Genomic DNA, 24529 nt, shown 5'->3' with positions numbered 1-24529 from the left:
CTGTTAATCCCAACAATAACGTGCTTCAGGTATGCTATGGTTTCGCTGTCCGGTATGGTCTAGGGTAAATACCAGACAATCCAGATCAGCGGCTTGCGCGCCCTGAGCCCGTGCTTCCAGCACATAGCTACTGGCATCAGCTAAATTTACCTGCAACTGATAACGGCCACTGGCGCTAATACCATCAGCGGCCAGACCGAGTAAGGCCAGATCATCGGTATATCGACCATAATCAGCTAATTGCCGCTCCTGTAAATTGGCTGTAGTTAACAGCAGCCTGCTGGCTTCTGCCCGATGAGTTTTCAGCACATAGTGCTGATATGAAGGGTAAGCGATAGCACTAAGAATGCCGACTATCGCCACGGTTACCATTAATTCAATTAAACTAAAACCTTGGTTTTTCATTAGTGAGCTCCGGTTTCCTGGCGATAGGTGGCTAACTTTAACCACCGTGGAAACTGATCTAGCCGTAATGGTGCAGTACACTCCAGACAATCTGGCGATAGGCTAACTAATTCTGTTAACGCGGTGTGCTGCTCAGTAACACTGTTTAAAATCAACGCCGCCGTACCATCAGGTTGCAGCTGCAAGGTTAACTTCCCTACGCCGCTTGCCAGGAGAAACCGCCGTTGGTTATAAACCAAACCAGCACTGTGCAAATGCATTGCCACTAGACTATGTTCAGCATGTTCAGTGGCACACTCCAGCGCACTGAAATCACTCGTGGCGACAGCACTGTAGATCACTCCAGCAACTACCTGTGGCGGCTGGGTAAGTTGACCTGATAACCGTGCCCACCAGCCTGCACCATTAAGTAAACTAAACCACTGCTCGTTACTTAGCCCATATTCCCGCTCGGTTGCAGATAGCACTGAGCGGTCAACTAAGGTGTCAAAACGCAGCAAACTGGCTGCAGTAATATCCGCGGGTAAACGCAGTGATACTATGGCATCTTCACCGTTACTAATATTACGGGCAATTAATAACAACAGCTTATGTCGCCCTTGCAAGCCTGATGGGCGCAGTAATAACGGCAAACTCACCTCAAAAACACCCAGACTGCCAATAAAACGCCACTCACGGCTGGCTAAGTCGGCCAGTAGCAAGGTGCTACCAAACCCCGCTGCAGTAATTCCGGTTAACCAAACCCGGCCGGTAAAGTCGATACTAAATAGATGATCCACTACCCCATCATAATTACTGTCGAACGGCTGTGGGCTGGCATAAAAAGGCGCGGCCGGCCCAACACCTTCTGATAATGGCCATGCTGTTAGTGAAGAAAACGGCAGGGTACTGTCTAAGGCATAAAGCGCCAACTGGCCGCTTTCTGCTGTGTCGTTATGCTGTAAAAAGCGCTGCCTTGGGCCTGCACTGCTGCTATCTTCTAATTCCAGCAATTGCGGCACTGCCGCTTGCCGCCAACAAGCAGCTACTGTGGCTAGCGCGCTAAAACTCAGCACAACAGCCGCTAACAGGGTAAGCACTATAATCGCCAGCAAGGGGCCAAACTTTGCCAGCTGACTGGCGGGCATCCGTGTCCTGCCATTTTGCCTGACACCAGGCATTAGCTTATTACTCGACATCTAGCACCTCCCCGGGCACCAGCCGCTGGCGTAACAACATGCTACTGTAACTGGTGGCAAACCGACTATCGTCAGACAGCAAACGGGTAGCCAGTGTAAGTACGTCGCACTGTATGATGCTGTCTGACCAAATTGCATAACTGGCAGGGCAACGGCTAACTTCAGCTAATTCTACTTCGCTACTGTCACTGGTAGCAGCACTAACTGAGCTAAGATGCGCAGCCAGTGCTTGCTGCTCAAACAGCAACTGCTGTTGTGCCGCCTGAGCTGATTTAATGCTCATTTGACTAATAAATAAATTGGCACTGACAATTAACAGCATTACCAGCAGAAAGATTAAAGCGCTTATCAGCGCCATACCGCTCTGTCGCATAAAACCTCCCTGTTTTAGGTTGTTGTAAATAGGTTATATGAATACCTGTTACTCATAAGTGGCATTGTTAAAATAGACACTGCCCACCAATAATAAACGTCGATAATGATCATCCGGCGCGACAAAGCGACTGGCACCCATTTGATAAGTCTGCTGATTTACATAACGACGGTCTGGCAAGATGCTGCGTAACAAAACATAAAAACGGATACTGACGATACGGCCGTGTTGCTGCTGCCAATGCAGGTTAGTCATTAAAGCAGTGGGTAACGTATAATTTAAACTGCCATCGAGATTGGCATCTATGCCAAATTCAAAATGCAGGCGTTCTACACCATCTATTATTGAATCGGTTGCAATACGGGCCACACCACTACTACTACGCACCAGTCTTTTACGCATTAAAACCGGTACAATTTGCTCATCAACACGCTGATGTTGTATGTAAAACAATAAATGCTGATAAGGATAAAACACACTATCGTCGGCAAGATCTGCGCTGTCATGGCTAATAAAGCGGCTTTGTTGCCAGTGCGGTGCAATATAAAAACGATTAGGCCGCAGCTCTGCGCGCAAAACCGCTAAGCCAATTGCTCGTTTTAATTGCAGCACTTCGCTATTGCTTACTAACGATGTCAGGCAATTAAGCTGGCGACCCGGCGCGGCGGTTATAGCATAAATACTGGTAAAAGCCTGACCGGCTATCGGAAAGCTACCGCTGTCAATATCACCCTCTTTGCAATCGGGCAGTGGCGGCGGCATATCAACCAATGCTTCACTAATATCGTTATGGCTAATACCGCCCCAAAAGCCGGTATTTTGTAATTCGTTATGCAATAAGTTTAGGGCCAGCTGACCATTTTGCTGCAGCTGCGCCAATTGCTGACTTTGCCTGCTCGATGCAGTTAAGCTGGCAAAAATTTGTACGGTAAAACCCAATAATACCGCACCAAGTAACATGGCAATTAACAGCTCAACTAATGAAAAGCCGCGATTAATTATCATCAGGGTATCCGTGCAGTCAAGCTTATAGCCGAACGCCCCGGCCCAGCAGCGCAACTTGCGGTGTGGCTAGCTTCAGCATGAGCGCGCTGCTGCCAACTGGCTTGTAACTGCAGGCTATTATCCGCAAATTGTAAGCAAAACTGTGGCGTAAACAACGGTGCAGCTCTGCCCATTTCCGGGTGGTGTTGCCATAATTGCTGCCAACGGGCTAATTGATAATGCCGCAGCTCAGCATTAGTACAGCGCGTGGTAGCATTACAAACAGGCAATTCTGCCGCACTATCAACAGTGAGCTCCAGGCTAAAATCGGGGTGGTTAGTAATACTCGCGCCAAGTTCGTGTAGCAGGGTTGCTGTTAGCGCAACCGCAGTGGTGCGTTGCGTAGCATCAATAACATATTGCAGCGCCAGGGTTTGCCCGGCCAGTACGCCAAGCAACCCCAGTTTTAAGATCAGTAAGGTAATTAACACTTCTAACAGGCTAAAGCCGCGTTGTAACTGCATGTCCCTATGCCATAGTTATTTTACTTAACTATAAAGTTACAACATTATTTCAAAAGATCAAACTTAAATGCAATAAATTACCAGCATGCGGCAACTGCTGCTGCAACACTGTCATTGTTGACCAGCTTAGTACCGGCCTGGTTGATACCCAGCGTTGCACAGTCAGTATCATTTACTTGTGGCCCGATAGCCGTTGCCGTTACTGTATAGGTTCGCTGCGCCTGTACACTGCCAAAAGTATATCTATTTGCTGCTTCTGTACTGCACTGCAAATTAGGCAAAGCAAACCCAACAGAATCATAGCGCATATTCTGCGTGTAATTACGCTCCATAAATTGTGATAACTCCAGTAAACAACCGGTAGCTGCCGCCCGATGACTGCGTAAAACATAGTTCTGATAAGAAGGGTAAGCAATCGAGGCCAGTATGCCAACGATTGCTACCACGATCATAATTTCAATTAAGGTCATACCTTGTTGTTTAGTCGAATATGCAACCATTAGTTAATCACCTCACGCCATGATAAACGTCCCCGACGAACTTGTAGGTTAACTCGACTAGAATCTATAGCGACTCTGGAGTCACCTACCAACATTTCATCACCAACAAAGACTGGCTCGCCTGGCATACCAGAAAATCTAAGCCCACTCGGGGATGAACCATCAGGCAGCTCGTCACCCTCGTCAAACGCATCGTCCCTATCAACATCGAAGAATGGAGGTCCTGATAATCGGCTCCCTTTAAACGGGTCCACCGCCATGATCCAGCCATCACCTTGAGGATTACAAAGGTCGGTATCCGGAATAATAGTATTCATTATCAAATTTCCGCCAACAAATCTTGGTTTTGAATTAATGCGCTCACGAATATCTGGTAAATCCATTACCCAACCCCGCTTACCATCCATATCATTTGCTGCAGCAATGGGTACACTGCGCGCGGGTCGATTTTCACCCGTGTCTGGGTTTACATAGGTTACGTTACTCAAGGTACGAGACGCCAGCAAACTTCTATCAGTAATAGGAGAGCCGTCTTTAATACCATACCAGCTTTGGCTATCAGCATTAACACTGTCACCAGTTTCTATAAATTTACCCGTACCAAAGAATACCCATAACTCTGCGGTATCCGGGTGACTTTGCAGTGTTACGCCACCGGTAATGGGTTGCCGATTACCGTCAGTATCTTTAGCAACGAATAGTGGAGAAGCAGAATAAGCTAAGGCCCAAGCACTAGTAGACGTTGCACTTAGATCAAATTTCCAAACGTTGCCATTAATATCACCAGCAAATATCCAATCTGTATTACCGTTCTTATTCTGATCCCAACCTTCTATCTGAGCAAGACCAATTGCTTCAGTTCCAGAAGTTTCCATCTTAATAATAGGTAAATCCGCTCCTCTTTCCAAATCGATGACCATTAAACCTGATTTGCTTGCAGTATTGTTATAACCATAGCCAGTCACCACAGACCAACGACCATTATTTAAGCGGGTAATTAAAGGCTTATGTGGCATAATACCTACTTCAGGAACTTTTATATCCCACAATATTTTTATATCGTTAGGGTTAGTGACATCTAAAGCAAACATCCATTCGCCACCGCGACCTAAGGTACTAACCAACACTGATTTCCAACTACCATTAATATAAACATCAGCTACTGTCGGTGAGCCATCAACATAAAAACGATGTTCATAGTCAAGGTTAGCAAAATCAGCTAAACGAGAACCCGTTGCCATCATTGCTTGCGGTACATATGCAAAAGTTTCTATACCTGCCGTCGGTGCTGATGCATCTGCATTAAACGAATGCAACATGCCATCGTTGGCGCCAACATATAACCTAGGGCTTCGGGTTTTAGTTGCGGTAACAAATGCCTGATAACTGTCAGCGCCGTCCCAGTTATAGCGTTGGTAATTTCTATTTTGAGACTCGCCAATATATACCGGCGCAGAGTGGGCAATATCACCTAATACAGAGGTTCTTTCCCGAAAAGTACCCGTTGGATTCGTGGCTGTTTGCTCTTTAGTTCTCAATCCTCGCAGATAATCAACAGTATCCTCATTATTTAGTAACGCCCTTTCGCTGCTATTTAAATTACTCCAGGTAAAATCAAATGTACTGGGGTTGGCACCAGCGCCACGGGTAGTTTGAATTTTACGTGTGCTCCAAACGGGGAAGTTAGCGGTCCACTGCACACCTAATGTTGCAACATCGCGGCTGACTAGATCACCACTCCAAGAGGAGGTATTAAACGATGCCTGAAAAACACTGTTGTCTTCTTGTAATGACGTTGTCGTTGCAGCAAGGTTGGAAGCTGACGCCACGCGATTAACGATATTGCGCAGCGTATTAGTTAATTCACTATTAAAGGTATCGGGATCTTTGGCGCTAAAAAAGCCACCACGACTATTCACCCCAGCATGCAATAAGTCATCAATTTTCCGTGGGTTAGTATTAGGTGTAGGCCAACGGCTATCATTAATTGGCCAATTTTTGGCAACAACTGGATCAAGTGAGCCGTCAACACCCAAACCAACGCCATAAGTCACCATATGTTGCCAATCAGCGGGGTCAAGTGAGCCGCTAGGCACATTATTATCTAAATCTGTACGTAAATCAGTTTTCCAATAAAAATGGGCAATGTCAGCCAGGGTGTCACTTCTGCCATCGCCATCAGAATCACTAAAACCACGATTTTGGTTAGTATAAAAACCATCGGTCATTAACACAGTAAAATTTTGCCGACAAGAAACTAAACCACTACTGCTGTTTTCCGGCTCAGCCCGGTATGGTTCTGCAGTTTTAAAGTATTCTCCAGCTGCTTGCAACGTTGCTTTTAAAGGCGTACCGGAAGTGGTATCTGGGCGGCCATAAAGCCAATTATAAAATTGATTTTTACCCACACCCTCAAATGCCCTTACCCCACGCTCTACTTCTGGGCTTCGATTAAGCCGGCCATAGCCTACCCGCATTGTCTCTGGCAAGGTTTGGAATGCTCTACCTATACCCGCTTTTGAAGACATTAATCGGGTACGGTAGAATGAGTACCAATTAGCAAAATTGGTTTTTACTACGGCAGTTTGTTCATCAACAATGTAGCGTTTGTAACAGCTGTTATTACTAGCATTGGTACACAACGTCGTGTCAAATAAATAATAATCTGCCGCACCCGACTCACCACAATAACGGTTGACACTGCCAGACTGATAATGCCAAGTAGCTCTATAATTTGTCCTTAAATTCACCGTACCAGAACTACTGTCGTAACCATTCGTTTTGGCTGATGTGAAATCAGAGGGTGTATAAGGTGTTCCATCTGCTGCTAATGGCGGCTGATAAGTAATTGCTGGGTCAAAGTAAGCTTTATTAACATTGGGCGATCTACCACGAGCCCTGTTAGCAGCGTTAGTGCCGTCATTACAGATGCCGCTGATATCATCTGGCATGTAAGACCAGGCCATAGAGCCTGAATCGTCCAGCATAAATAGAATGTTCGGGGGTACATCACTGCCTGTTTGCAGTGGTACCTGAGGTATGGCAAGCGTTGTGGCGGCATGGGCGATTGATGCGCCAAACAGCATACCGAAGCTTAGCATTAGTAAAACCTTATTCGATTTTATGTTCATAGTGCTCATTTTAAATTCCTCATAACCTTACAAACGCCAAATGGTTTGCATCTGCACTTCCGGCGTACCCGGCGTTACAATGTTTCGAGCGGTAATACGAAAAGTGGGCGACAAACAATCGGCTTCAATTGTTGTGGCGCTGGCGCAATCAGGATTAATTGGTGACGGCCATTCCCCCAGATATTCAATAAAATATTGTGCGGCATTAGCCATATCAGTATTTATTGCTGGTGCAGCTCGCCAATCGGTTAAGGGGTCGCGCCAACGGTCGGTTAATGCTGTTACCGGCACATCATAAAACCAGTTATTGGCAGGAATGCTGTTTCTAGGATCTGGCAGCTGAGCTGCGACCCACACTTCAGCAGAACGTAATGCGGCTTCAACCTGCTGTACCGCTAATTGCCGCTCATACAAGTTTGCGGTCATTCTTTCTTGTAATACTGAACGTTGCATACTGGCAACAGACACCAGAGTAATAACCAGCAGTAGTAGCAATGACACCACCAACACCGCACCTGTTTGACGATTATAATTTTGCATATTACTACCTCAACCTGTTTCGCACGGAGGCAAAAAATTCAATGGTACGCATTTCTAATGGCAAATCCGCATTGGTAAAAGCATCAGCGTCCATTAACAATGATACTGCTACACCTGTAACGTTGCCCATGGCAACGGCTGGCGAAAACGCCACCGGATTAAAGGGTAAACCACCGTCTTGATAAGAAAAAGTAAGACTACTTACACCAAACAACACTTCTTCTCGTATTACATTGCCACCAATAATTATTTCTCTGAATAACGAATTTATTGCTGGATTATCAGTACTTGGCGCAACTAACCACAGTGCAGACTCGAAGCGCATTAGCATAGCTCCGCCAGGATATATGCGGGGCCGGGCATCGGTACAAACAAATGGAAATTGAAATCCTAAATCTGTAGCACAATTTAAAGGGGCAGCGACAGCATGATTAATGGTATTGACGCCTGTGGCTGACACTTGAAAAACACTGGCCAATGAGTCATCACACAACATAGCAATATCGCCAACTTCAAGAGTAGAGTCAGCATTAAGATTAATGAGTGGCGGCACATGGCTACTTACTGAAACAGAAGCATCAGCACCATACATTAAACGAATAGATTCGCTTACCCCGTTTGCTGCGATAGCAAAACCCTCTAAACCACCACTCCATTGTGACCATGCTGGCGCACCGGCAATAATACTGACTACCCGGCCAGAATTATTGCAACCGGCAAAACCTGCGCTTCGAATATCTTGAGACATCAATTGAAATGCCAAGCGAGCACTACTTTGGAGTGAAGCCAATTCATTGTTAACTCTGTTGGTGGTTTGATTAGACAAAAATACACCGATAACGCCGCCTAACAAAACCAAACCCAATACCAAAGCAATCATTAACTCCACTAATGTGAAACCCTTGCTCGCTTTGAATTTCCTCATGGCCTTACCTCCATCACAACAACGGAACTGGCATTAAGCCTTTGATCAGACCAATCCATGGTTATTGTGTAAACTCCGTCATTCCATGCAACATCAGCACACTCTGATGTTGCTTGCTTAACATCTTGCTGCCAATCCGCTGTAACAGGAATACCGACCACACCAGCACAAGAGTCCATTTGAAAAGCACCTGTTCTTGCGATTGGTCCGTTAGCACGCATCACTTCAAATAACGTTTCTGACAAAATCACCGCCATGGCCCGCTCATGTGCAGTATTGGTACTTCTTAAACTAACCGACTGCAAACCAACAACACCCAATATGCCAATTGCCAGAACCAATACCGCTATTAACACCTCTAACAAACTAGTGCCCTGTTGTTTGGTAAAACCGTTGATTAATTTCATTTTACAACTCCTAAGGCGCTGGACAGCCCGCATGCTGTTCACTTATAACAGATAGCTGGCCGCCTGAGCGGATCCGCAGATTACGACTATTCGGATTAGACGACGTTGTTGGATGACAAACCCTAAGTGTTGCCACCATGGGTAAGCGATTATTCGTTCGTAACAATCCCTGAGGGGTAATTCTGATCTCGTCGTCTGAACCAGTAAGTGGAGCACTTGCCCGAATAACTAATTGAGCTGACTCAACAATACCAGCCCGCATAACACTACCCGCGGTTATCCCAGTAGGCGCAGCAGACATACCAATTAACCAACCTCGCCAACCACCGGCAGGCGCTTCACTGCAACTAGTGCCATCGCTGGAGTGACAAAAAGTGACGGTCGCATTATTTTTTACTGCTTCTGTTTTGGCGTATTCAACCGCAGCCAATATATCGTTAGCCTGTGCAGTTAGCCGGTTACCATTTACCAAATTAGCAAAACTTGGCACTGCCACGGTTAGCACTATCGCTAATACAGCTACTGTTACCATCAGCTCGATTAAGGTAAAACCCCGCAGCCGGTTTAACCTGCTATTTGCATCCACTAATGCCATAGTGTTTCCCATTTTTTTAATAATTAAAAAGGTTTTTGACAGCGTTAACCTAACAAATGCCGCTGGCTATTCCCATGTTAAGCAGGATTAAAGGTGTAATTAGCCGATAAACGGTAAGTGTGTAGCCAGAGCGCGGCTAACCCGTCGCAAGTTGTAATGCATGCTTTACCTGGCTTAGCGCGCGGCGACTAACTTCCAGCCGGCTATCAAGGCCGGTTAGCTCAATATAGTGCTTGCCGTCGGCGGCAGCACGTAGGGCACTAAAATAGTGCTTATTGATTAAGGTGCCGCGGTGAATGCGCAATAACTGCAGAGGATAACGCTGCTGTAACTGACTAAGCGAAAGCTCTAACAACGCCTCACCGCCGGTAAACACCATTCGCACATATTTACTGTCGGCACTAAAATACTGCACCTTATTAAGGGAAATTTGGCGGGTGGTGGCCCCTAGCTGATAACTAATAATGTCAGCTGAGTTTTGCTGGCGCTCCAAATGCGCACGAGTACGATTACCCAGCCGGGCCAGAGCCGCACTTAACCGCTCTGCCGATACTGGCTTTAAAATATAATCTGCCGGGCAAACCTGATAAGCATCAAGCGCATGTTGTGGATGAGCAGTAACAAAAATAATCGCCGGCGGCACCGGCTGGCTGGCTAACTTAGCGGCCAGCTGCAGGCCATCTCCGCCGGGCATGGCAATATCTAATAATAAAACATCGGGTTGCAACTGCTGACACAATGCCAGCGCCTGCTGGCTGTTTTGTGCCTCACCTACGCAGCTAAAACCGTTAATAGCACTGAGTAATCGCATTAGGCGGGCGCGGGCTAGTGGCTCATCGTCAACAATTAATACTTTCATCCGTAACTGCCGGGCCGGTTTTTTGGCAGCACCAGCTTTACCCGAAACTTACCGTTCACCACACTACGGTGTAAACTGGCACTTTCTCCGAAATAAAGCTGTAAACGTTGCCTGATATTTACTAATGCCACACCATTGCTGCGGCTGTTATCTATGGCTGGCGCAAACGGATTCGTAATAAGAATAGTCACCGACTGGCTGCTATTAATCAATTCAATGTCAATAACGCCGCCCTGCTGCCAGCTTTCTATACCATGGCGTACCGCATTTTCCAGCAAGGGTTGAATGGTTAGCGCCGGCACTTGCATTTTTGGCAGTACCTCAGGGAGCTGCCAGTTAAGCTTTAACCGCTCTCCTAAGCGCCATTTTTCCAGCGTTAAATACTGCCGCGCCAGGGTTATTTCGTCGGTTAAACTAATGTGTTCACCGGCATGCATAGCCGCCCGAAATAAATCAGCCAGATTTAACAATGCCTGCTCGGCGGCTTTACTGTCTTGTTGGGTTAACTCGGCCGCCGTATTTAAACTATTAAATAAAAAATGCGGCTGGATCCTGGCTTGCAATGCCCCCAGTTCAGCCCGGCTTTGGGCCGCAAGTTGCTGATTACGTTCGGCATGCATTAGCCCTAGTTGAATAGCCATTAACCCCACAATCAGCGCAATCATCAGATTTGCCAAAATAAAATGCAGAAAAGTATGTGAGCGTAAAACACTGGTGTCATGCAACCATAACCACGCTAGGCTACTTACCAGTGCCGTCATCAAAAAAAGCAGCGTAATACAACCCAGCGCAATGTGTAAAGGCCGCAGCTTTGCCAGTAGAGGTCGCAGCTTACAATAGCTATAGCCCCACAGTAGCGCTATCCAGTGCACAAATAAGCTGATTAAACCTAAACGTTGCCAGGGGCTTTCTGCGGTACCTGGTGCAAAAGCCAGCAAAATAGCCACGGCTTGAGCCAGCACCAGTACCCGCATAACCATGCGGCCATGGCACACGTCAGGTAAAGGAAATAACGGGTAAGATTTAGCAGTAACTGCGTTATTCACCCGACCTCCTGTATTAGTTAGTGGCTAACGCAATTCAGCCGGAATGGCGAACACCACATTTTCCGGACGCCCGGGGTTTTCATTAACGGTTTTACCACCCCACATTTTTAGCTGTGCTACCACCTGCTGCACCAACACCTCGGGCGCCGAGGCTCCCGCGGTAACACCAACAGCAGTAATATTATCAAGCCAGCTTTGCTGAATATCATTGGCGGTATCAATTAAATACGCCGTACAACCCATTTTCTCTGCCAGTTCACGTAAGCGGTTTGAATTACTGCTGTTTTTAGCCCCTACCACTAGCAACAAATCAGCTTTAGCCGCTAAATCACGCACCGAGTCCTGACGGTTTTGGGTTGCATAACAAATATCGTCTTTGCGCGGCCCATCGATATCGGTAAAGCGCTGGCGTAACGCTTGAATAACATCGGCAGTATCATCCACTGATAAGGTGGTTTGGCTGGAGTAACACAACTGAGCCGGGTTTTTCACCTGCAAGCTGGCCACATCTTCCACTGACTCAACCAGATAAATACCACCAGCGGGGTTATCGTACTGCCCCATGGTGCCTTCTACTTCCGGATGCCCGGCATGGCCAATTAAAATACACTCAATGCCTTTGCGGCTGGCCCGGGTAACTTCCATATGCACTTTTGTTACCAGTGGGCAAGTGGCATCAAATACCTTTAAACCGCGCTGCTTAGCCGTCTCGCGCACTGCCTGCGACACGCCATGAGCACTGAAAATGACGATATTACCGTCAGGCACTTCATCTAATTCATCTACAAACACCGCGCCACTGCGGCGCAAGCCATCGACTACATACTTGTTATGCACTACCTCGTGCCGCACGTATATCGGATGATCGTAAATCTCCAACGCCCGTTCTACTATGCTAATGGCCCGGTCGACCCCGGCACAAAAACCACGCGGATTGGCTAACAAAATATCCATGTAATTAACTCACTTTTACTATTTCAACGTTAAAGGTTAGGGTCTGGCCGGCCAGCGGATGATTAAAATCAACAGTAACCGAGTCGCCTACGACATCACGCACCAAGCCTGGTAGTTCAGAGCCATCGGGCATGGCAAAACCGATAATGCTACCTACTGTGGCTGGCGCATCGCCGGAAAATTTACTGCGGTCGACATAATAAATATTGTCGGGGTTTGGCATACCATAAGCGTCAAGTGGCGCCAGGGTAAAGGTTTTTTTTGCCCCGGCCTCCATGCCCATAATATTGGCTTCAAACGCTGGCGAAATGCTGTTATCGCCCATTTGAAGTTTAGCCGGTTTATTATGCACCCGGGTACTTTCAGCCGCGCTCCCGTCGCTTAAGGTAATATCAAAATGAAATATAACCGTGCTGTTTGCCACAATTTGCGCCTGTGTCATGCTTTATCCTCTGGTTGACTGCTAAAACTGTCCCAAATTAGCAGGCCGGCACCGATACAGATCACCGAATCAGCAATATTAAACGCCGGATAATGCCAGTTTTGATAAAACAAATGAAAAAAATCAATTACGTAACCAAAAACCAGCCTATCAATTAAATTACCAATGGCACCGGCCAATACTAACGCCAACGCCAGGTTTAGCTTTAGCTGGTGCCGGCTAACCCGGCTTAACCAAACGGCAATAACCATGCTAATCACCACGGCAATAATAGTAAAGAACCACCGCTGCCAGCCACCGGCATCACTCAAAAATGAAAAAGCTGCACCGTAATTCCGCACATACGTCAGATTAAAAAATGGTAATAACGCTATAGAATCATATAACGCCATTTGCTGGTGCACCAATTGTTTGGTGAGCTGGTCCAGCACAATAAATGCCAGAATAAGCCACCACCAGCGCCAGCCAGTCTCTTTAAACAATTGCATCAGGCAAATTTCCTTTGTTCACCGGCACCAGCAACATTACTGACACAACGCAAGCAAATGCCGGGATGAGCACTATCGGCGCCAACATCGTGCCGATGATGCCAACAGCGCTCACATTTAGGGGCAGCAGAGGCAGTAACCAGTACTTTTAAACCGGCAATATCTGTGGCAACAGCATGCTCTGGAGGTGTATCTGCTGATACTTGTGCTGTTGAAGTAATTAAAGCAAAACGTAACTCGTCGCCTAGTTTGCTCAGTGCAGCAGTAAGCGTTGCATCGGCATACAGCGTTACCTCAGCCTGCAATGACGCGCCAATTCGCTCTTCACGCCGCGCCGCTTCTAGCACTTTGTTTACTTCATCGCGCACCAGCAACACTTGCTGCCAGTAATTATCGTCAAACTGACCAGCTGGCATTGCATCTAACGCCGGGTACCAGATATCTGTAAACACGTATTTACTGCGCTCTCCAGGCAATGCCTGCCATATTTCCTGCGCAGTAAAGCTCATGATTGGTGACATCCAGCGAACCATTGCCTCAGCAATATGATATAACGCAGTCTGACACGATTTACGTGCCACGCCAGCTTGATGAGCGGTATATTGACGGTCTTTAATCACATCCAGATAAAAACTGCCAAGCTCAACCGTACAAAAATTCATCAGCTTCTGACTTACCTGATGAAACTGGTAGTTGTCATAAGCATCAATAATTTCTTGTTGCAGTTTAGCCGCCCGGCTAACCATCCATAAATCCAGCTCTACCATTTGCTCAAAAGGTACTAAATCAGTAGCTGGATTAAAGCCGTTTAAATTAGCCAGTAAAAAACGCGCTGTATTGCGAATTCGCCGGTATTTATCGGCAGCCCGATTTAAAATCTCGTCGGATACAGTCATCTCAGACGTATAATCGGTAGTGGCTACCCATAAACGCAAAATATCAGCGCCCAGTTTATTCATAACATCTTGTGGCGAGACCACATTACCTAATGACTTAGACATTTTACGGCCTTCACCATCTACGGTAAAACCATGGGTTAGCACCTGACGATACGGTGCATGCTGCTTACTGGCAACCCCCGTCATTAAAGATGACATAAACCAACCACGGTGCTGATCAGACCCTTCCAGATATAAATCAGCCTGCGTAGCATGGTTAAACTCTGGCCGTTTATCCACCACAAAAGCATGCGTTACACCAGAATCAAACCAGACGTCCAGCGTGTCTGTTACCTTGACATAGCGCTGTGCATCATTACCCAGCAGCTCGGCGGCCTCTAAGTCAAACCAGGCCTGAATACCCGACTGCTCAACCTTTTGTGCGACCTGCTCTAACAAGCCCTGAGTATCAGGGTGCAAAGCGCCGGTATCTTTATCAACAAACAAGGCTATTGGCACACCCCAGGTTCGCTGGCGTGAAATACACCAGTCAGGGCGCCCTGCTACCATTTTTTCGATCCGTTGCTGGCCCCAGTCCGGGATCCAGCGGGTATTTTTAATCTCTTCCAGTGACTTCTGGCGCAAACCCTGTTTATCCATACTAATAAACCATTGCGGCGTAGCACGAAAAATAATAGGCGTTTTATGGCGCCAACAATGGGGGTAGCTGTGTTTATAAGCTTTGTGTACCAGTAAAGCACCAGCGGTTTTTAAGGCGTCAACCACGCTATCATTGGCTTTGAAAACATGCTGACCGGCAAACATTGGCGTATCGGGTAAATAGACACCATTGGCGCCTACCGGGTTGGCCACTTCCAGGCCATACTGTTTACCTACTATAAAGTCTTCCTGACCATGACCTGGTGCAGTATGCACACAGCCGGTACCTGATTCAGTAGTAACATGCTCGCCCAACACCACCGGTACACTAAAATCGTACAGCGGATGACGTAATTGCGCCAACTCCAGTTGCTGGCCTTTACAAAAGCCTAACGCATGGTAATGCTCAATGTTTGCACGGGCCATTACCTCGTTTACTAAGTCGGTGGCAATAATTAACCGCTCCGGACCATTAGCACCTTGCTCAACCTGCACCAGGCTGTAATCAAGCTTGGCATTTACAGCCACCGCGCGGTTGGCAGGAATAGTCCAGGGCGTGGTAGTCCAGATAACCACCGACACCGGGCCATGCCCGCGATGCTGCTCAGGATGATCAAACTTATCCACCAGTTGCTCATCAACCACTGCAAAACGAACATCAATAGCTGGCGATATTTTGTCTTGATATTCTACTTCTGCTTCCGCTAGTGCCGAGCCGCAATCGGTACACCAATGTACCGGTTTAAACCCCTGCTGCAGGTGACCATTGTCAATAATCCGCCCCAGCACCCGGATAATATTGGCTTCAGAGCTGAAATCCATGGTGCGATAAGGATTATCCCAGTCGCCTAATACCCCTAATCGAATAAAGTCAATTTTCTGCGCTTCAATTTGGGTTTGAGCATAATCGCGGCAATGCTGCCGAAACTCAGCTACAGTTAACTTGCCACCCGGTTTGCCATGTTTTTTTTCCACCACTAATTCAATGGGTAAGCCATGACAATCCCAACCCGGCACATAAGGCGCATCAAAATCGGCCAGCGTTTTCGCTTTAACAATAATGTCTTTTAAAATTTTATTAACGGCATGGCCAATATGAATATTGCCATTGGCGTAGGGCGGGCCATCATGCAAAATAAAGCTCTTTTTGCCTTTTTTGGCCTCACGGATCTGCTGATACAGGCCATCTGCCGTCCACTCTGCCAGCATTTGTGGCTCGCGCTGAGCCAAATTACCACGCATGGCAAAGGCCGTTTCAGGCAGGTTAAGGGTATGCTTATAATCGCTCATCCGTTTTATTCCGTTTTAAAAGTTAGCTTACGCTACTGGTCGCATCGACCAGGCGACTAAAATAGGCTTTGGCAGCATGCATATCTGCCGTAATTTGTTGTTGTAACGCCGACAAATCGACAAAACGTTGCTCGCTTCGCAGCTTGTGCTGCAGGGTAACCGCTATTTGGCTGCCATATAAATCTGATTTAAAATTAAAAAGGTGCGCTTCAAGCTGTTCACGCTGACCTTGCACCGTAGGGCGATTGCCGATATTGGCTACGCCCTGAAAACAGCCATATTTAGTTTCAGCAGTAATGGCGTAAACGCCACGCACAGGCAATTTACGCCGGTACAACCAGACATTTGCAGTAGGGAAACCTAAGCTGCGGCCAAGTTTACGGCCATGCCGTACCCTGCCCGTTAAACTAAAAGGGCGCCCGAGCATAGCGGCGGCCCCCGCTAAATCGTCTTGTTGTAAAGCCTGACGGATCAAGGTGCTGCTAACGCGCTGTTGCCCCAGCTTTAAACTCGAGGTGCTGGTAAGACCAAACTGATAACGTTCGGCTGCTTCTGCCAGCATAGCAAAATCACCAGCACGGTTATTGCCAAACCGAAAGTCATCGCCGACAATAAGCTGTTGGCTACCAAGTTGTTTTAGCAGCAATTGCTCAATAAAAGCCTGAGGCTGCATCGCGGCAAAACGTGGGTTAAACGCCACGCAAAGCAAGCGATCAACGCCTAACCGCGCCAGGTCGATATATTTTTCCCGAAAACGACTCAAACGGGCCGGGGCAGCGCTACCAGCAAATAACTCAAGCGGTTGAGGTTCAAATACCATAACACAGGATGGCAACCTCAACTGCGCAGCGATGGCCTGCACCTTTTGCAGCACAGCCTGATGCCCCAGGTGAACGCCATCAAAATTACCTATGGTCAACACACAGCCATGATGCTGTGGTTGAATATTATGTAAGCCGCGAATTAACTCCATGCCTGCCTTAAAGTTGCTGTTACTGCATATAAACGCGGCATTATAACCACTAACTTAATTGCTTTCAGCAACAGTTTGCATTCGAAAATGGGATAAACGCACCCCTAACAACCATAACATGAGAAAATAACTGACAATACCCAATAAACATAATAGCGCAAGACGCCCGGCCTGAGCCCAGAAATCAAGTGCCAACCAGACCACAAATGGCGGACTGAACCAGTATAAACCTGAGGCCATCAGCACACTGGCTAATGCAATTTTTGCCAAAAAGTACCCACTGGATTTACTAAAACAAAATACCCCGGCCAGTGCCAGCCCCCGGTATAATAAAAAAGCATTTAAACTGGCTGACAAGGCGGTAGCCAATGCCAGGCCTACATAGCTAAGCCAAGGCGCGAGCAGTAGGTTAAGCCCCATATTGGTAACCATGGCAATAATGCCAATCCGTACCGGCGTTTTAATATCTTGCCGGGCATAAAAACCCGGAGCCAACACTTTGATCAGCATAAAGCTTACTAAACCTGTGGCATAGGCCATCAGGCTGTATGACACCATCATCACGTCGTTCTGACTAAAAGCGCCGCGCATAAATAACAACATAATAATCGGTTTTGCCAGCACAATCAGCGCGGCCATCGCCGGCAAGCCAAACATCACAACAAAGCGAATGGCCCAGTCGAGCGTTCGCCGGAACTTGGCGGCACTCGCCGTAGCATGATGCCGTGATAAATTAGGTAAAATAACCGTAGCTATTGCGATACCAAATAGCCCGAGCGGAAACTCAATTAGCCGATCAGAATAATACAACCAGCTTACCGCGCCAGTAAGTAAAAAAGAGGCAATGACGGTATCAAGTAATAGATTAATCTGGCTTACCGATACGCCGAACAATGCAGGCAGCATTAGCTGGCGGATTTTCGTCACATTGGGGTCACGCCAGCCCCATTTCGGCATAACTAATAAACCAGCTTTGGCTAAAAAGGGTATTTGGAATAGCAGCTGCACCACGCCACCGATAAAAACTCCCCAGGCTAGTGCCATTGAGGGCTCATTAAGTTGTGGTGCTAAATACAATGTCGAGCCAATAATAGCAATGTTTAGGAACACCGGGGTAAAAGCTGCGACCGCAAAACGATTATAGGTATTGAGTACGGCTCCGCTTAGCGCTACCAAACTAATAAACCACAAATACGGAAAAGTAATTTTTAACATCAGGCTGGCTTGCTCGAATTTCTGAGCATCCGGGCCGTCGTTCAGCCATTCAATAAACCACCCCATACCAAACAGCATGGCTATAAGCGGTGACGCTATTACGCCAAATAAAGTGACTACCGTTACAATAACCCCAAGCGTACCGGCCACTTTAGCAATAAGTTCCCGCACCGCATCATCACCATGCTGAGCTTTTACTTCACTTAATACCGGCACAAAGGCTTGTGAAAAAGCGCCCTCGGCGAATAAGCGACGTAAAAAATTGGGAATACGGTTCGCGAAAAAAAACACATCAGCTGCCGCGCCAGCACCAACAAAGTTCGCCACTACCACATCACGGACTAAGCCTAATACTCGTGAAATCAGCGTCATAGCACTAACAATTAAGCCAGATTTTAATAATTTTCCCGACACCTGCTGCTCCTTAATTCGCGCCAGCGGTATTTTGGCTTGTTATCGATACCGATTACCAGTAGTTAGCACAATTTAATTATGACTCTTTAGTATGAAAGCATTTGACAGCGGGGCATTAAATAGGCATATTATGCGGCCTTTAAAGAGTCCAATTTTAGTTTTTAGGAGTGTTACCTTGGCTAACATTAAGTCTGCTAAGAAGCGCGCAATTCAATCAGAAAAACGTCGTCAGCAAAACGCCAGTCAACGTTCTATGATGCGTACCTTCATCAAGAAAACCTACGCAGCAGTATTAACTGCTGACGTAACCGCTTCTACTGAAGCGTTTAACAAAATGGTACCTGTAATTGATCGTATGGCGGCTAAAGGCCTGATCCATAAGAACAAAGCAGCACGTCATAAAGCTCGTTTAAATGCGCATGTTAAGGCATTAGCAACAGCTTAATGGTTTGTACCAACAAAAAAGCCAGCGCAAGCTGGCTTTTTTGTTGGTTCCGTTTATGCCGTTAGCTACAATACATTTTGTGCAATAAGGCAATAAGTTGCTCTGCCTCACTACTGTTTAGCCGGTAATAAACGGTTTGCGCTACTTTACGGGTTTTTACTAACTTATGCCGGCGTAGCAATGCTAAATGCTGTGATAAAGCAGATTGGCTTAAATCCAGCTTATCATTAATATCACCCACCGACATTTCACCTTCGAGTAAGTGGCATAAAATTAATAAACGTCGCTCATTCGACACCGCTTTTAACAATTTAACGGCTTGTGCTGAGTTCTCTAACATCTCATTCAAGTTCATTTTCATTTCTCTGGCTATCTGTATTTGGCTGATTATGACCGATTAAAGCAGAATGCGACAAGATAATCATTCTTGTTTAACAAGATTAAACATTAAACGAACATTAAATAAGCAGAATAAACTGTTAACCTTAATGCTGCAGTGACTGCACTAAATTACATATTCGTTTTGCCGAAAACGGTTTAATCACAAAAGCGTGAGCACCACCGGCCATCGCATCCTTCAGGTTTTCTACACTGGAATGAGCTGACACCATAAAAACATGGGCCTGCTGATCCTGCTGCTTAAAGCGGCGTAATAATACCTTGCCATTAATGTCTGGTAGCTGAATATCAAGAAAGACTAACTGCGGATGATGGGCAGTAAATAGTTGGTCGGCACTCGCACCGTCAGCTGCTTCGTATATTGTTGTTACACCAAGCTTACCTAAAATCTGCCGTAAATAATCGCGCACCGTGCTGGTATCATCCACCAACAATGCTGAGGTGTAAGGTAGTTCAGCTTGCATCCTTGAAGCCTCTATGTTGAAAATATTATAATAAATGCTTATTAAGCAAGTTTTAACCTGAGCACCCTGCATTTCAGCGCCCATTGCTATGAGGTAGTTTAAAAAGCGTGCTAAAGTCCCGATAATGTAACAATACTAAGGCAGAATGAAAAGATGAAATTGTGGTTAATAACAATAGTAACGGCAGCAACGTTTGCCGTAGCCTGTAATGCCCAAGCCGGGCAACTGCAGCTAAATAACGATCTGCCTTATAAGTTGGTAGAGTCGTTAACCGTGGAAGTAGGCCCGCGACTGGCCGGCAGTGAAGCGGATGCCCGCGCGGTAGCATGGGCTGAACAAAAATTTAAAGAATTGGGGTTTGATAAAGTCTGGAGCGAACCCTTTACTATGCAATACTGGGAGCGCGGCAATGCCAGCTTGCGGGTTGAAGCCCCTTTTAATCAGTCATTGGTATTAACGGCATTAGGTGGCTCAGTGGGTACGCCTTTTGATGGCATTACCAGCCAGGTTGTAATGTTTGATAATCTGCAACAGCTACAACAGGCCGATCCGGCCATTGTTAAAGATAAAATTGTTTTTATTAATCAAAAACTGCGTAAAGATATTCGCGGTGGCTTTTATGGCCAGGTGGTCGGTGCTCGCGCCCAAGGTGCAGTAGAAGCCGCCAAACTAGGCGCTAAAGCCGTTATTATTCGTTCGGTAGGCACCAGTAATAACCGTTTTGCCCATACTGGCATTATGCGTTATCAGGACGATGTAACCAGGATCCCTGCGGCGGCAATTTCGGTACCCGATGCGTTGCAACTCGCCAAAATGCTCGCCATTAATCCAGAAACCAACCTCAGCTTACAAATGCAAAACAACTTGCCGGGTGAGGTAACCAGCCATAACGTCATCGCTGAAATTACCGGCAGCAAGCGTCCTGATGAAATCGTACTGATCAGCGCTCATATCGATTCCTGGGATGAAGGTACCGGCGCACTGGATGATGGTGCTGGCGTTGGCATCGTTATGGCTACTGCAGCCTTGCTGAAACAACAGCGGCCAGAGCGGACAATTCGGGTAGTATTATTTGGTAATGAAGAAGGTGGCCTGATTGGGGCCAGAGCCTATGCCGCTCGCCACGCTGCTAATTTAAAGAATCATGTGTTCGCATCTGAATCTGACTTTGGCGCTGGCCGGGTATGGCGTTTTGATACCGGTTTTGGTGAGCAAGCGTTAAGTTTCGGTACCGAAATTCAGCAACAACTGAAACATCTTGATATTGAAGCCGGCACCAACACCGCAACTGGTGGGCCTGACGTTTCGGTGTTAAAAGCCTTAGGCGTGCCGGTTGCCACTTTGCAACAAGATGGCACAGACTACTTTGATTATCACCATACGCCCAATGACACGCTTGATAAAATAGACCCCGCTGCGCTGCAGCAAAACTTGCAAGCCTGGCTGATTATGACCCGAGTTATTGCTAACAGTAGCGTTGATCTACGTAAGTAGCCGCCGCTTTTTTGTTACTCTAGCAGCGCCGATCTATGTCGGCGCTGCATCGTTCTGGTAAGCCACAACTGCAACCCGACGACCAATAAAATTACTGCCGAGGGGTAATAAAACTGACTAAAAGGTAACATAAAAATAGTCAGTGCCAGCAGTAAACAGGCAAAGGGTAATAACTCATAGCCCCAAAAAGGTAGCGGCCCGTTTTTTCGCTCAGCAAACACGTTATCTTCGCGCCGATGTTCAGAGCGTACAATCCACACTAACGCGCCCGCCATAAATAATAGCCCCCCTGATAGCACTCCAAACAACGATGGCAAAAATGCCATACTAACTAAACCTGCCAACATATAACTGTAAGGCAAAGGCTCATAAATTTTAGCTGGTATCATTACATCACCCTTAAATGCATAAACTTAACAACATCTTAAGTATAGAAGGCCGAGCGTGTTTTGCTTGCTTTTTCAACAAAGTACAATGTTTAACAAAGTAAGATTAGCTTTACTGTCACATTTAAAATTACTACTTGTTATTTAACAAATACTTAAGCGTTCACTGCTGCTATTCTACCAGTATATACATTAGTTTATCTAATCCTCTAACAACAAAATTCCTCAGTTGATGAAGGCTTCGTCACTGAGCATAATGCGCGCCATCTTAGGTAGCTTGGCGGCGGCACATCATGGAAAATATGGTATATGACATTATCAGCTGGATTGGTTTAACCATCTGTATAGGCGCATTTTTTATTAAAGATGTCTTCTGGCTTAGATTAGCCACCCTAATAGGTTGCAGCTTGCTGTTTGTCTATTACAGCCATATTGCTATTCCACAAGGGGTGATATCTAACTTATTGGTATTGTTAATTAATGCCTACTATCTGTTACGGTTTGCCCGCGCCCGTAAAAAAGCGTTACAGGCCAGTAACACAGCAGAGCCTGCGGTTACATCGCTAACTCCTGCAAAAATGAACGCGTTACCAGAGTAAGCTGCTCAGACTTTTTTCCTGTCGGGTGACACGTTATACTTGTTTCCCGCAGCAGTTGGAGCCGGCATATGCAAGATAATGAACTTGACCTGTTTCTTCAGGAAATGGCTGACGTAAAGCCGTTATCTCAGGATGAAGTGCGACAGCAAACTGAATTCTGTCCCACCCTAGCACAACAAGCCAGGCGTAAAGCGGCTGAACAGCAAATGGAGTACGACCCTAATTACCTCAGCATGGAATATGTTGACTTGGTAAAGCCGGATGACCCGTTTGCTTTTTGTAAAGACGGTGTACAGCAAGGCGTATATCGCAATTTGCGGCTGGGTAAATACCAGCTCGATGCCACCTTAAACCTATTAGGTAAAACCTTGGTTGCAGCCCGCAGCCAATTATTACTTTTTATCGAAGACTGCCATCAACGGGGTATTCGTACGGTGTTAATTCATCACGGCATGGGGCGTAACAGTAAGCCTCACCCGGCCATTCTTCGCAGTTACGTTTTTAAATGGTTACCGCAACTTCCTGCGGTGCTGGCTGCCCATACGGCGCAACGTCAGCATGGTAGTTACAGTGCTACCTATGTGTTACTACAGAAAAATGCTGAACAAAAAAGACAAAACCGCGAGCGCCATACTAAAAACTAAAGCATCAAGGGGCTAGCAATGTTAAGCGGTTAAATCCGATAACGCTGCTAACCCCTTGATAGTTGGTCATTCCACTTGACCGAATTATTTCCTGTAACCTTACTCAATCATTACCCGCTCACATTAACCAGCAGGCTGCTTCGGCTTTGGTCAGCAACGCCGACAGTGCCATCAAACAAACCACAACGGCGATTGAAGTAAAGCCAAAACCACGATTGGACGCTTTACTCATAACATACCTCAGTAACACATTTTATTATTTTTATTAGGTCTTCGGCTTAAGTTACCCTAAACCGCTGCAGAGTGTAGTTAACTTGTAACAAATTTACAATAACTGGGTTTTTAACCAGTTAATAGCCTTTTACCCGATTAACCGGGTTAATTAGGTTCAGCCCTTGCTGGCTGCGCCGATAGTTTTCAGCAATCTGACTTACTACACTACTAACGTTAGTTACCGCAGAAACATGCGGCGTAATCAGCAGTGCCGGTTGTTGCCATAACGGGCTGTCCGCTGGTAGTGGTTCCTGTCGAAACACATCAAGACAAGCCGCAGCGAGCGGGCCATGCTGCAAGGCCAATAATAATGCAGTCTCGTCAACAATAGCGCCTCTGGCCACATTTATAAAAATGGCGCCGGGTTTTAATAGCTGAAAAAAGTGTTGGCCTAAGCGGTTATCCGTTGCTGGCGTTAATGGCAATAAACAGATGATAACGTCTGCAGCGGCTACCGCCGGCGATAATTGCTCGTCACCGGCAAAACATTGCACCCCAGGTAACGATTTAGCACTTCGTGCCCACCCCGATACTTGATACCCACGTTGTGTAAAATGCCGGGCAGCAGCACTGCCCAGCTCACCCAAACCTAAAATAGTCAGCTGCCTAAGCTTGCGTGGGCTTTTGGGCCGCCACAATGCCTGTTGCTGCTGGCGGCTAAAAACATCCAACTGCAAACGGTAGTAACTGACCACACCATCTAAATAACGCACCATGGCTTCGGTTAATGCCGGGTCAACAATTCGGCTTACCGGTAAATCTGGTAAGGTCGGATCGGCTAATATGGCATCGACTCCAGCACCAAAACACTGTATGGCTTTTAAATTAACCAAGCCATTTAAACAACCAAAAGGTTGCTTCCATACCACAGCAAATTCGACGTCAGCAGGTTCATTTAGCTCTGGCCAGATTTCAATTCGGGTATCGGGCAAAGCATGCTGCAGTTGCTGGCATAAATCATCCAGTTTTCGGTCGGGAATGATCAGGGCTATACTCATAGGAAATTCCGAAGTGATAACTACTGTTAGCTGACAGCCAGATAGA

The 24529-nt window shown here is 46.6% G+C and carries 27 protein-coding genes; 4 read left to right on the top strand and 23 right to left on the bottom strand.

Going from position 1 to position 24529, the window contains the following annotated elements:
• Positions 1–3: 3 nt before the first annotated feature.
• From VT06_RS11920 to murJ, 19 genes are all read right to left on the bottom strand, one after another.
• Positions 4–405, bottom strand: coding sequence for a type IV pilin protein (locus VT06_RS11920; RefSeq protein WP_046554536.1), 402 nt, complete (start codon positions 403–405; stop codon positions 4–6).
• Positions 405–1583: a hypothetical protein gene (locus VT06_RS11915; protein WP_152659018.1), complete on the bottom strand. Its 1179-nt coding sequence runs from the start codon at positions 1581–1583 to the stop codon at positions 405–407. Before VT06_RS11915 ends, VT06_RS11920 begins: the two co-directional genes overlap by 1 nt.
• A complete protein-coding gene (locus VT06_RS11910) occupies positions 1573–1956 on the bottom strand; it encodes a hypothetical protein (RefSeq protein WP_052750244.1) in 384 nt (127 codons plus the stop codon). The genes VT06_RS11915 and VT06_RS11910 overlap by 11 nt, the downstream gene beginning before the upstream one ends.
• Before the next feature lie 48 nt (positions 1957–2004).
• Positions 2005–2961: a PilW family protein gene (locus VT06_RS11905; RefSeq protein WP_046554534.1), complete on the bottom strand. Its 957-nt coding sequence runs from the start codon at positions 2959–2961 to the stop codon at positions 2005–2007.
• Positions 2961–3464, bottom strand: a complete 504-nt coding sequence (locus VT06_RS11900) for a prepilin-type N-terminal cleavage/methylation domain-containing protein (RefSeq protein WP_046554533.1) — start codon at positions 3462–3464, stop codon at positions 2961–2963. The genes VT06_RS11905 and VT06_RS11900 overlap by 1 nt, the downstream gene beginning before the upstream one ends.
• A gap of 77 nt (positions 3465–3541) precedes the next feature.
• Positions 3542–3964: a type IV pilin protein gene (locus tag VT06_RS11895; protein ID WP_046554532.1), complete on the bottom strand. Its 423-nt coding sequence runs from the start codon at positions 3962–3964 to the stop codon at positions 3542–3544.
• Positions 3964–7104, bottom strand: coding sequence for a pilus assembly protein (locus VT06_RS11890; RefSeq protein WP_052750243.1), 3141 nt, complete (start codon positions 7102–7104; stop codon positions 3964–3966). Before VT06_RS11890 ends, VT06_RS11895 begins: the two co-directional genes overlap by 1 nt.
• 18 nt (positions 7105–7122) lie before the next feature.
• Entirely contained in the window at positions 7123–7635 is a 513-nt protein-coding gene (locus VT06_RS11885; protein WP_046554531.1) for a PilX N-terminal domain-containing pilus assembly protein, read from the bottom strand.
• A 4-nt stretch (positions 7636–7639) separates the two neighbouring features.
• On the bottom strand, positions 7640–8560 hold the full coding sequence (locus VT06_RS11880; RefSeq protein WP_082122514.1) for a PilW family protein: 921 nt from the start codon (positions 8558–8560) through the stop codon (positions 7640–7642).
• On the bottom strand, positions 8557–8967 hold the full coding sequence (gene pilV, locus VT06_RS17565) for a type IV pilus modification protein PilV (RefSeq protein WP_052750242.1): 411 nt from the start codon (positions 8965–8967) through the stop codon (positions 8557–8559). The genes VT06_RS11880 and pilV overlap by 4 nt, the downstream gene beginning before the upstream one ends.
• Before the next feature lie 10 nt (positions 8968–8977).
• Positions 8978–9562 (bottom strand): GspH/FimT family pseudopilin, encoded by a 585-nt coding sequence (locus VT06_RS11870; protein ID WP_046554529.1) that lies wholly within the window; start codon positions 9560–9562, stop codon positions 8978–8980.
• Between the two features lie 136 nt (positions 9563–9698).
• Positions 9699–10421, bottom strand: a complete 723-nt coding sequence (locus tag VT06_RS11865) for a LytTR family DNA-binding domain-containing protein (protein WP_046554528.1) — start codon at positions 10419–10421, stop codon at positions 9699–9701.
• A complete protein-coding gene (locus VT06_RS11860; protein WP_052750241.1) occupies positions 10418–11467 on the bottom strand; it encodes a sensor histidine kinase in 1050 nt (349 codons plus the stop codon). Before VT06_RS11860 ends, VT06_RS11865 begins: the two co-directional genes overlap by 4 nt.
• Before the next feature lie 24 nt (positions 11468–11491).
• Positions 11492–12421: a 4-hydroxy-3-methylbut-2-enyl diphosphate reductase gene (gene ispH, locus VT06_RS11855; RefSeq protein WP_046554527.1), complete on the bottom strand. Its 930-nt coding sequence runs from the start codon at positions 12419–12421 to the stop codon at positions 11492–11494.
• A 4-nt stretch (positions 12422–12425) separates the two neighbouring features.
• On the bottom strand, positions 12426–12863 hold the full coding sequence (gene fkpB / locus VT06_RS11850) for an FKBP-type peptidyl-prolyl cis-trans isomerase (protein ID WP_046554526.1): 438 nt from the start codon (positions 12861–12863) through the stop codon (positions 12426–12428).
• Entirely contained in the window at positions 12860–13351 is a 492-nt protein-coding gene (gene lspA, locus VT06_RS11845; protein ID WP_046554525.1) for a signal peptidase II, read from the bottom strand. The genes fkpB and lspA overlap by 4 nt, the downstream gene beginning before the upstream one ends.
• Positions 13351–16179, bottom strand: coding sequence for an isoleucine--tRNA ligase (ileS, locus tag VT06_RS11840; RefSeq protein WP_046554524.1), 2829 nt, complete (start codon positions 16177–16179; stop codon positions 13351–13353). Before ileS ends, lspA begins: the two co-directional genes overlap by 1 nt.
• A gap of 22 nt (positions 16180–16201) precedes the next feature.
• A complete protein-coding gene (gene ribF / locus VT06_RS11835; RefSeq protein ID WP_046554523.1) occupies positions 16202–17152 on the bottom strand; it encodes a bifunctional riboflavin kinase/FAD synthetase in 951 nt (316 codons plus the stop codon).
• Positions 17153–17206: 54 nt separating this feature from the next.
• Positions 17207–18781 carry a murein biosynthesis integral membrane protein MurJ gene (murJ, locus tag VT06_RS11830; RefSeq protein ID WP_046554522.1) on the bottom strand — a complete coding sequence of 525 codons (1575 nt, stop codon included), beginning with the start codon at positions 18779–18781 and terminating at the stop codon, positions 17207–17209.
• A gap of 175 nt (positions 18782–18956) precedes the next feature.
• Between murJ and rpsT the strand changes: the two genes are divergently transcribed.
• The gene (gene rpsT, locus VT06_RS11825; RefSeq protein ID WP_046554581.1) at positions 18957–19226 is read left to right on the top strand and encodes a 30S ribosomal protein S20; all 270 of its coding nucleotides are present in this window, start codon (positions 18957–18959) and stop codon (positions 19224–19226) included.
• A gap of 61 nt (positions 19227–19287) precedes the next feature.
• On the opposite strand, the gene VT06_RS11820 is transcribed toward rpsT, so the two are convergent.
• Together VT06_RS11820 and VT06_RS11815 are read right to left on the bottom strand one after the other, a co-directional pair.
• Positions 19288–19581 (bottom strand): helix-turn-helix transcriptional regulator, encoded by a 294-nt coding sequence (locus VT06_RS11820; protein ID WP_046554580.1) that lies wholly within the window; start codon positions 19579–19581, stop codon positions 19288–19290.
• A gap of 130 nt (positions 19582–19711) precedes the next feature.
• On the bottom strand, positions 19712–20089 hold the full coding sequence (locus VT06_RS11815; protein WP_046554579.1) for a response regulator transcription factor: 378 nt from the start codon (positions 20087–20089) through the stop codon (positions 19712–19714).
• A 153-nt stretch (positions 20090–20242) separates the two neighbouring features.
• On the opposite strand from VT06_RS11815, the gene VT06_RS11810 reads away from it, so the two are divergent.
• Positions 20243–21583 carry a M20/M25/M40 family metallo-hydrolase gene (locus tag VT06_RS11810; RefSeq protein ID WP_046554521.1) on the top strand — a complete coding sequence of 447 codons (1341 nt, stop codon included), beginning with the start codon at positions 20243–20245 and terminating at the stop codon, positions 21581–21583.
• Positions 21584–21597: 14 nt separating this feature from the next.
• Here VT06_RS11810 and VT06_RS11805 read toward each other — a convergent pair whose 3' ends face one another.
• Entirely contained in the window at positions 21598–21972 is a 375-nt protein-coding gene (locus tag VT06_RS11805) for a hypothetical protein (RefSeq protein ID WP_046554520.1), read from the bottom strand.
• Positions 21973–22262: 290 nt separating this feature from the next.
• Here VT06_RS11805 and VT06_RS11800 point away from each other — a divergent pair, with 290 nt between their 5' ends.
• The gene (locus VT06_RS11800; protein WP_046554519.1) at positions 22263–22568 is read left to right on the top strand and encodes a hypothetical protein; all 306 of its coding nucleotides are present in this window, start codon (positions 22263–22265) and stop codon (positions 22566–22568) included.
• 68 nt (positions 22569–22636) lie between these two features.
• A complete protein-coding gene (gene smrA / locus VT06_RS11795; protein WP_046554518.1) occupies positions 22637–23212 on the top strand; it encodes a DNA endonuclease SmrA in 576 nt (191 codons plus the stop codon).
• Between the two features lie 350 nt (positions 23213–23562).
• Here the strand turns inward: smrA and VT06_RS11790 are convergent, their stop codons facing one another.
• Positions 23563–24483, bottom strand: a complete 921-nt coding sequence (locus tag VT06_RS11790) for a glyoxylate/hydroxypyruvate reductase A (RefSeq protein ID WP_046554517.1) — start codon at positions 24481–24483, stop codon at positions 23563–23565.
• Between the last annotated feature and the right edge of the window lie 46 nt (positions 24484–24529).

Origin of the sequence: Arsukibacterium sp. MJ3, assembly GCF_000987765.1 — a bacterium.
In the GTDB taxonomy this organism is placed as follows: domain Bacteria; phylum Pseudomonadota; class Gammaproteobacteria; order Enterobacterales; family Alteromonadaceae; genus Alishewanella.
This window is presented reverse-complemented; position numbering and strand designations above follow the sequence as displayed.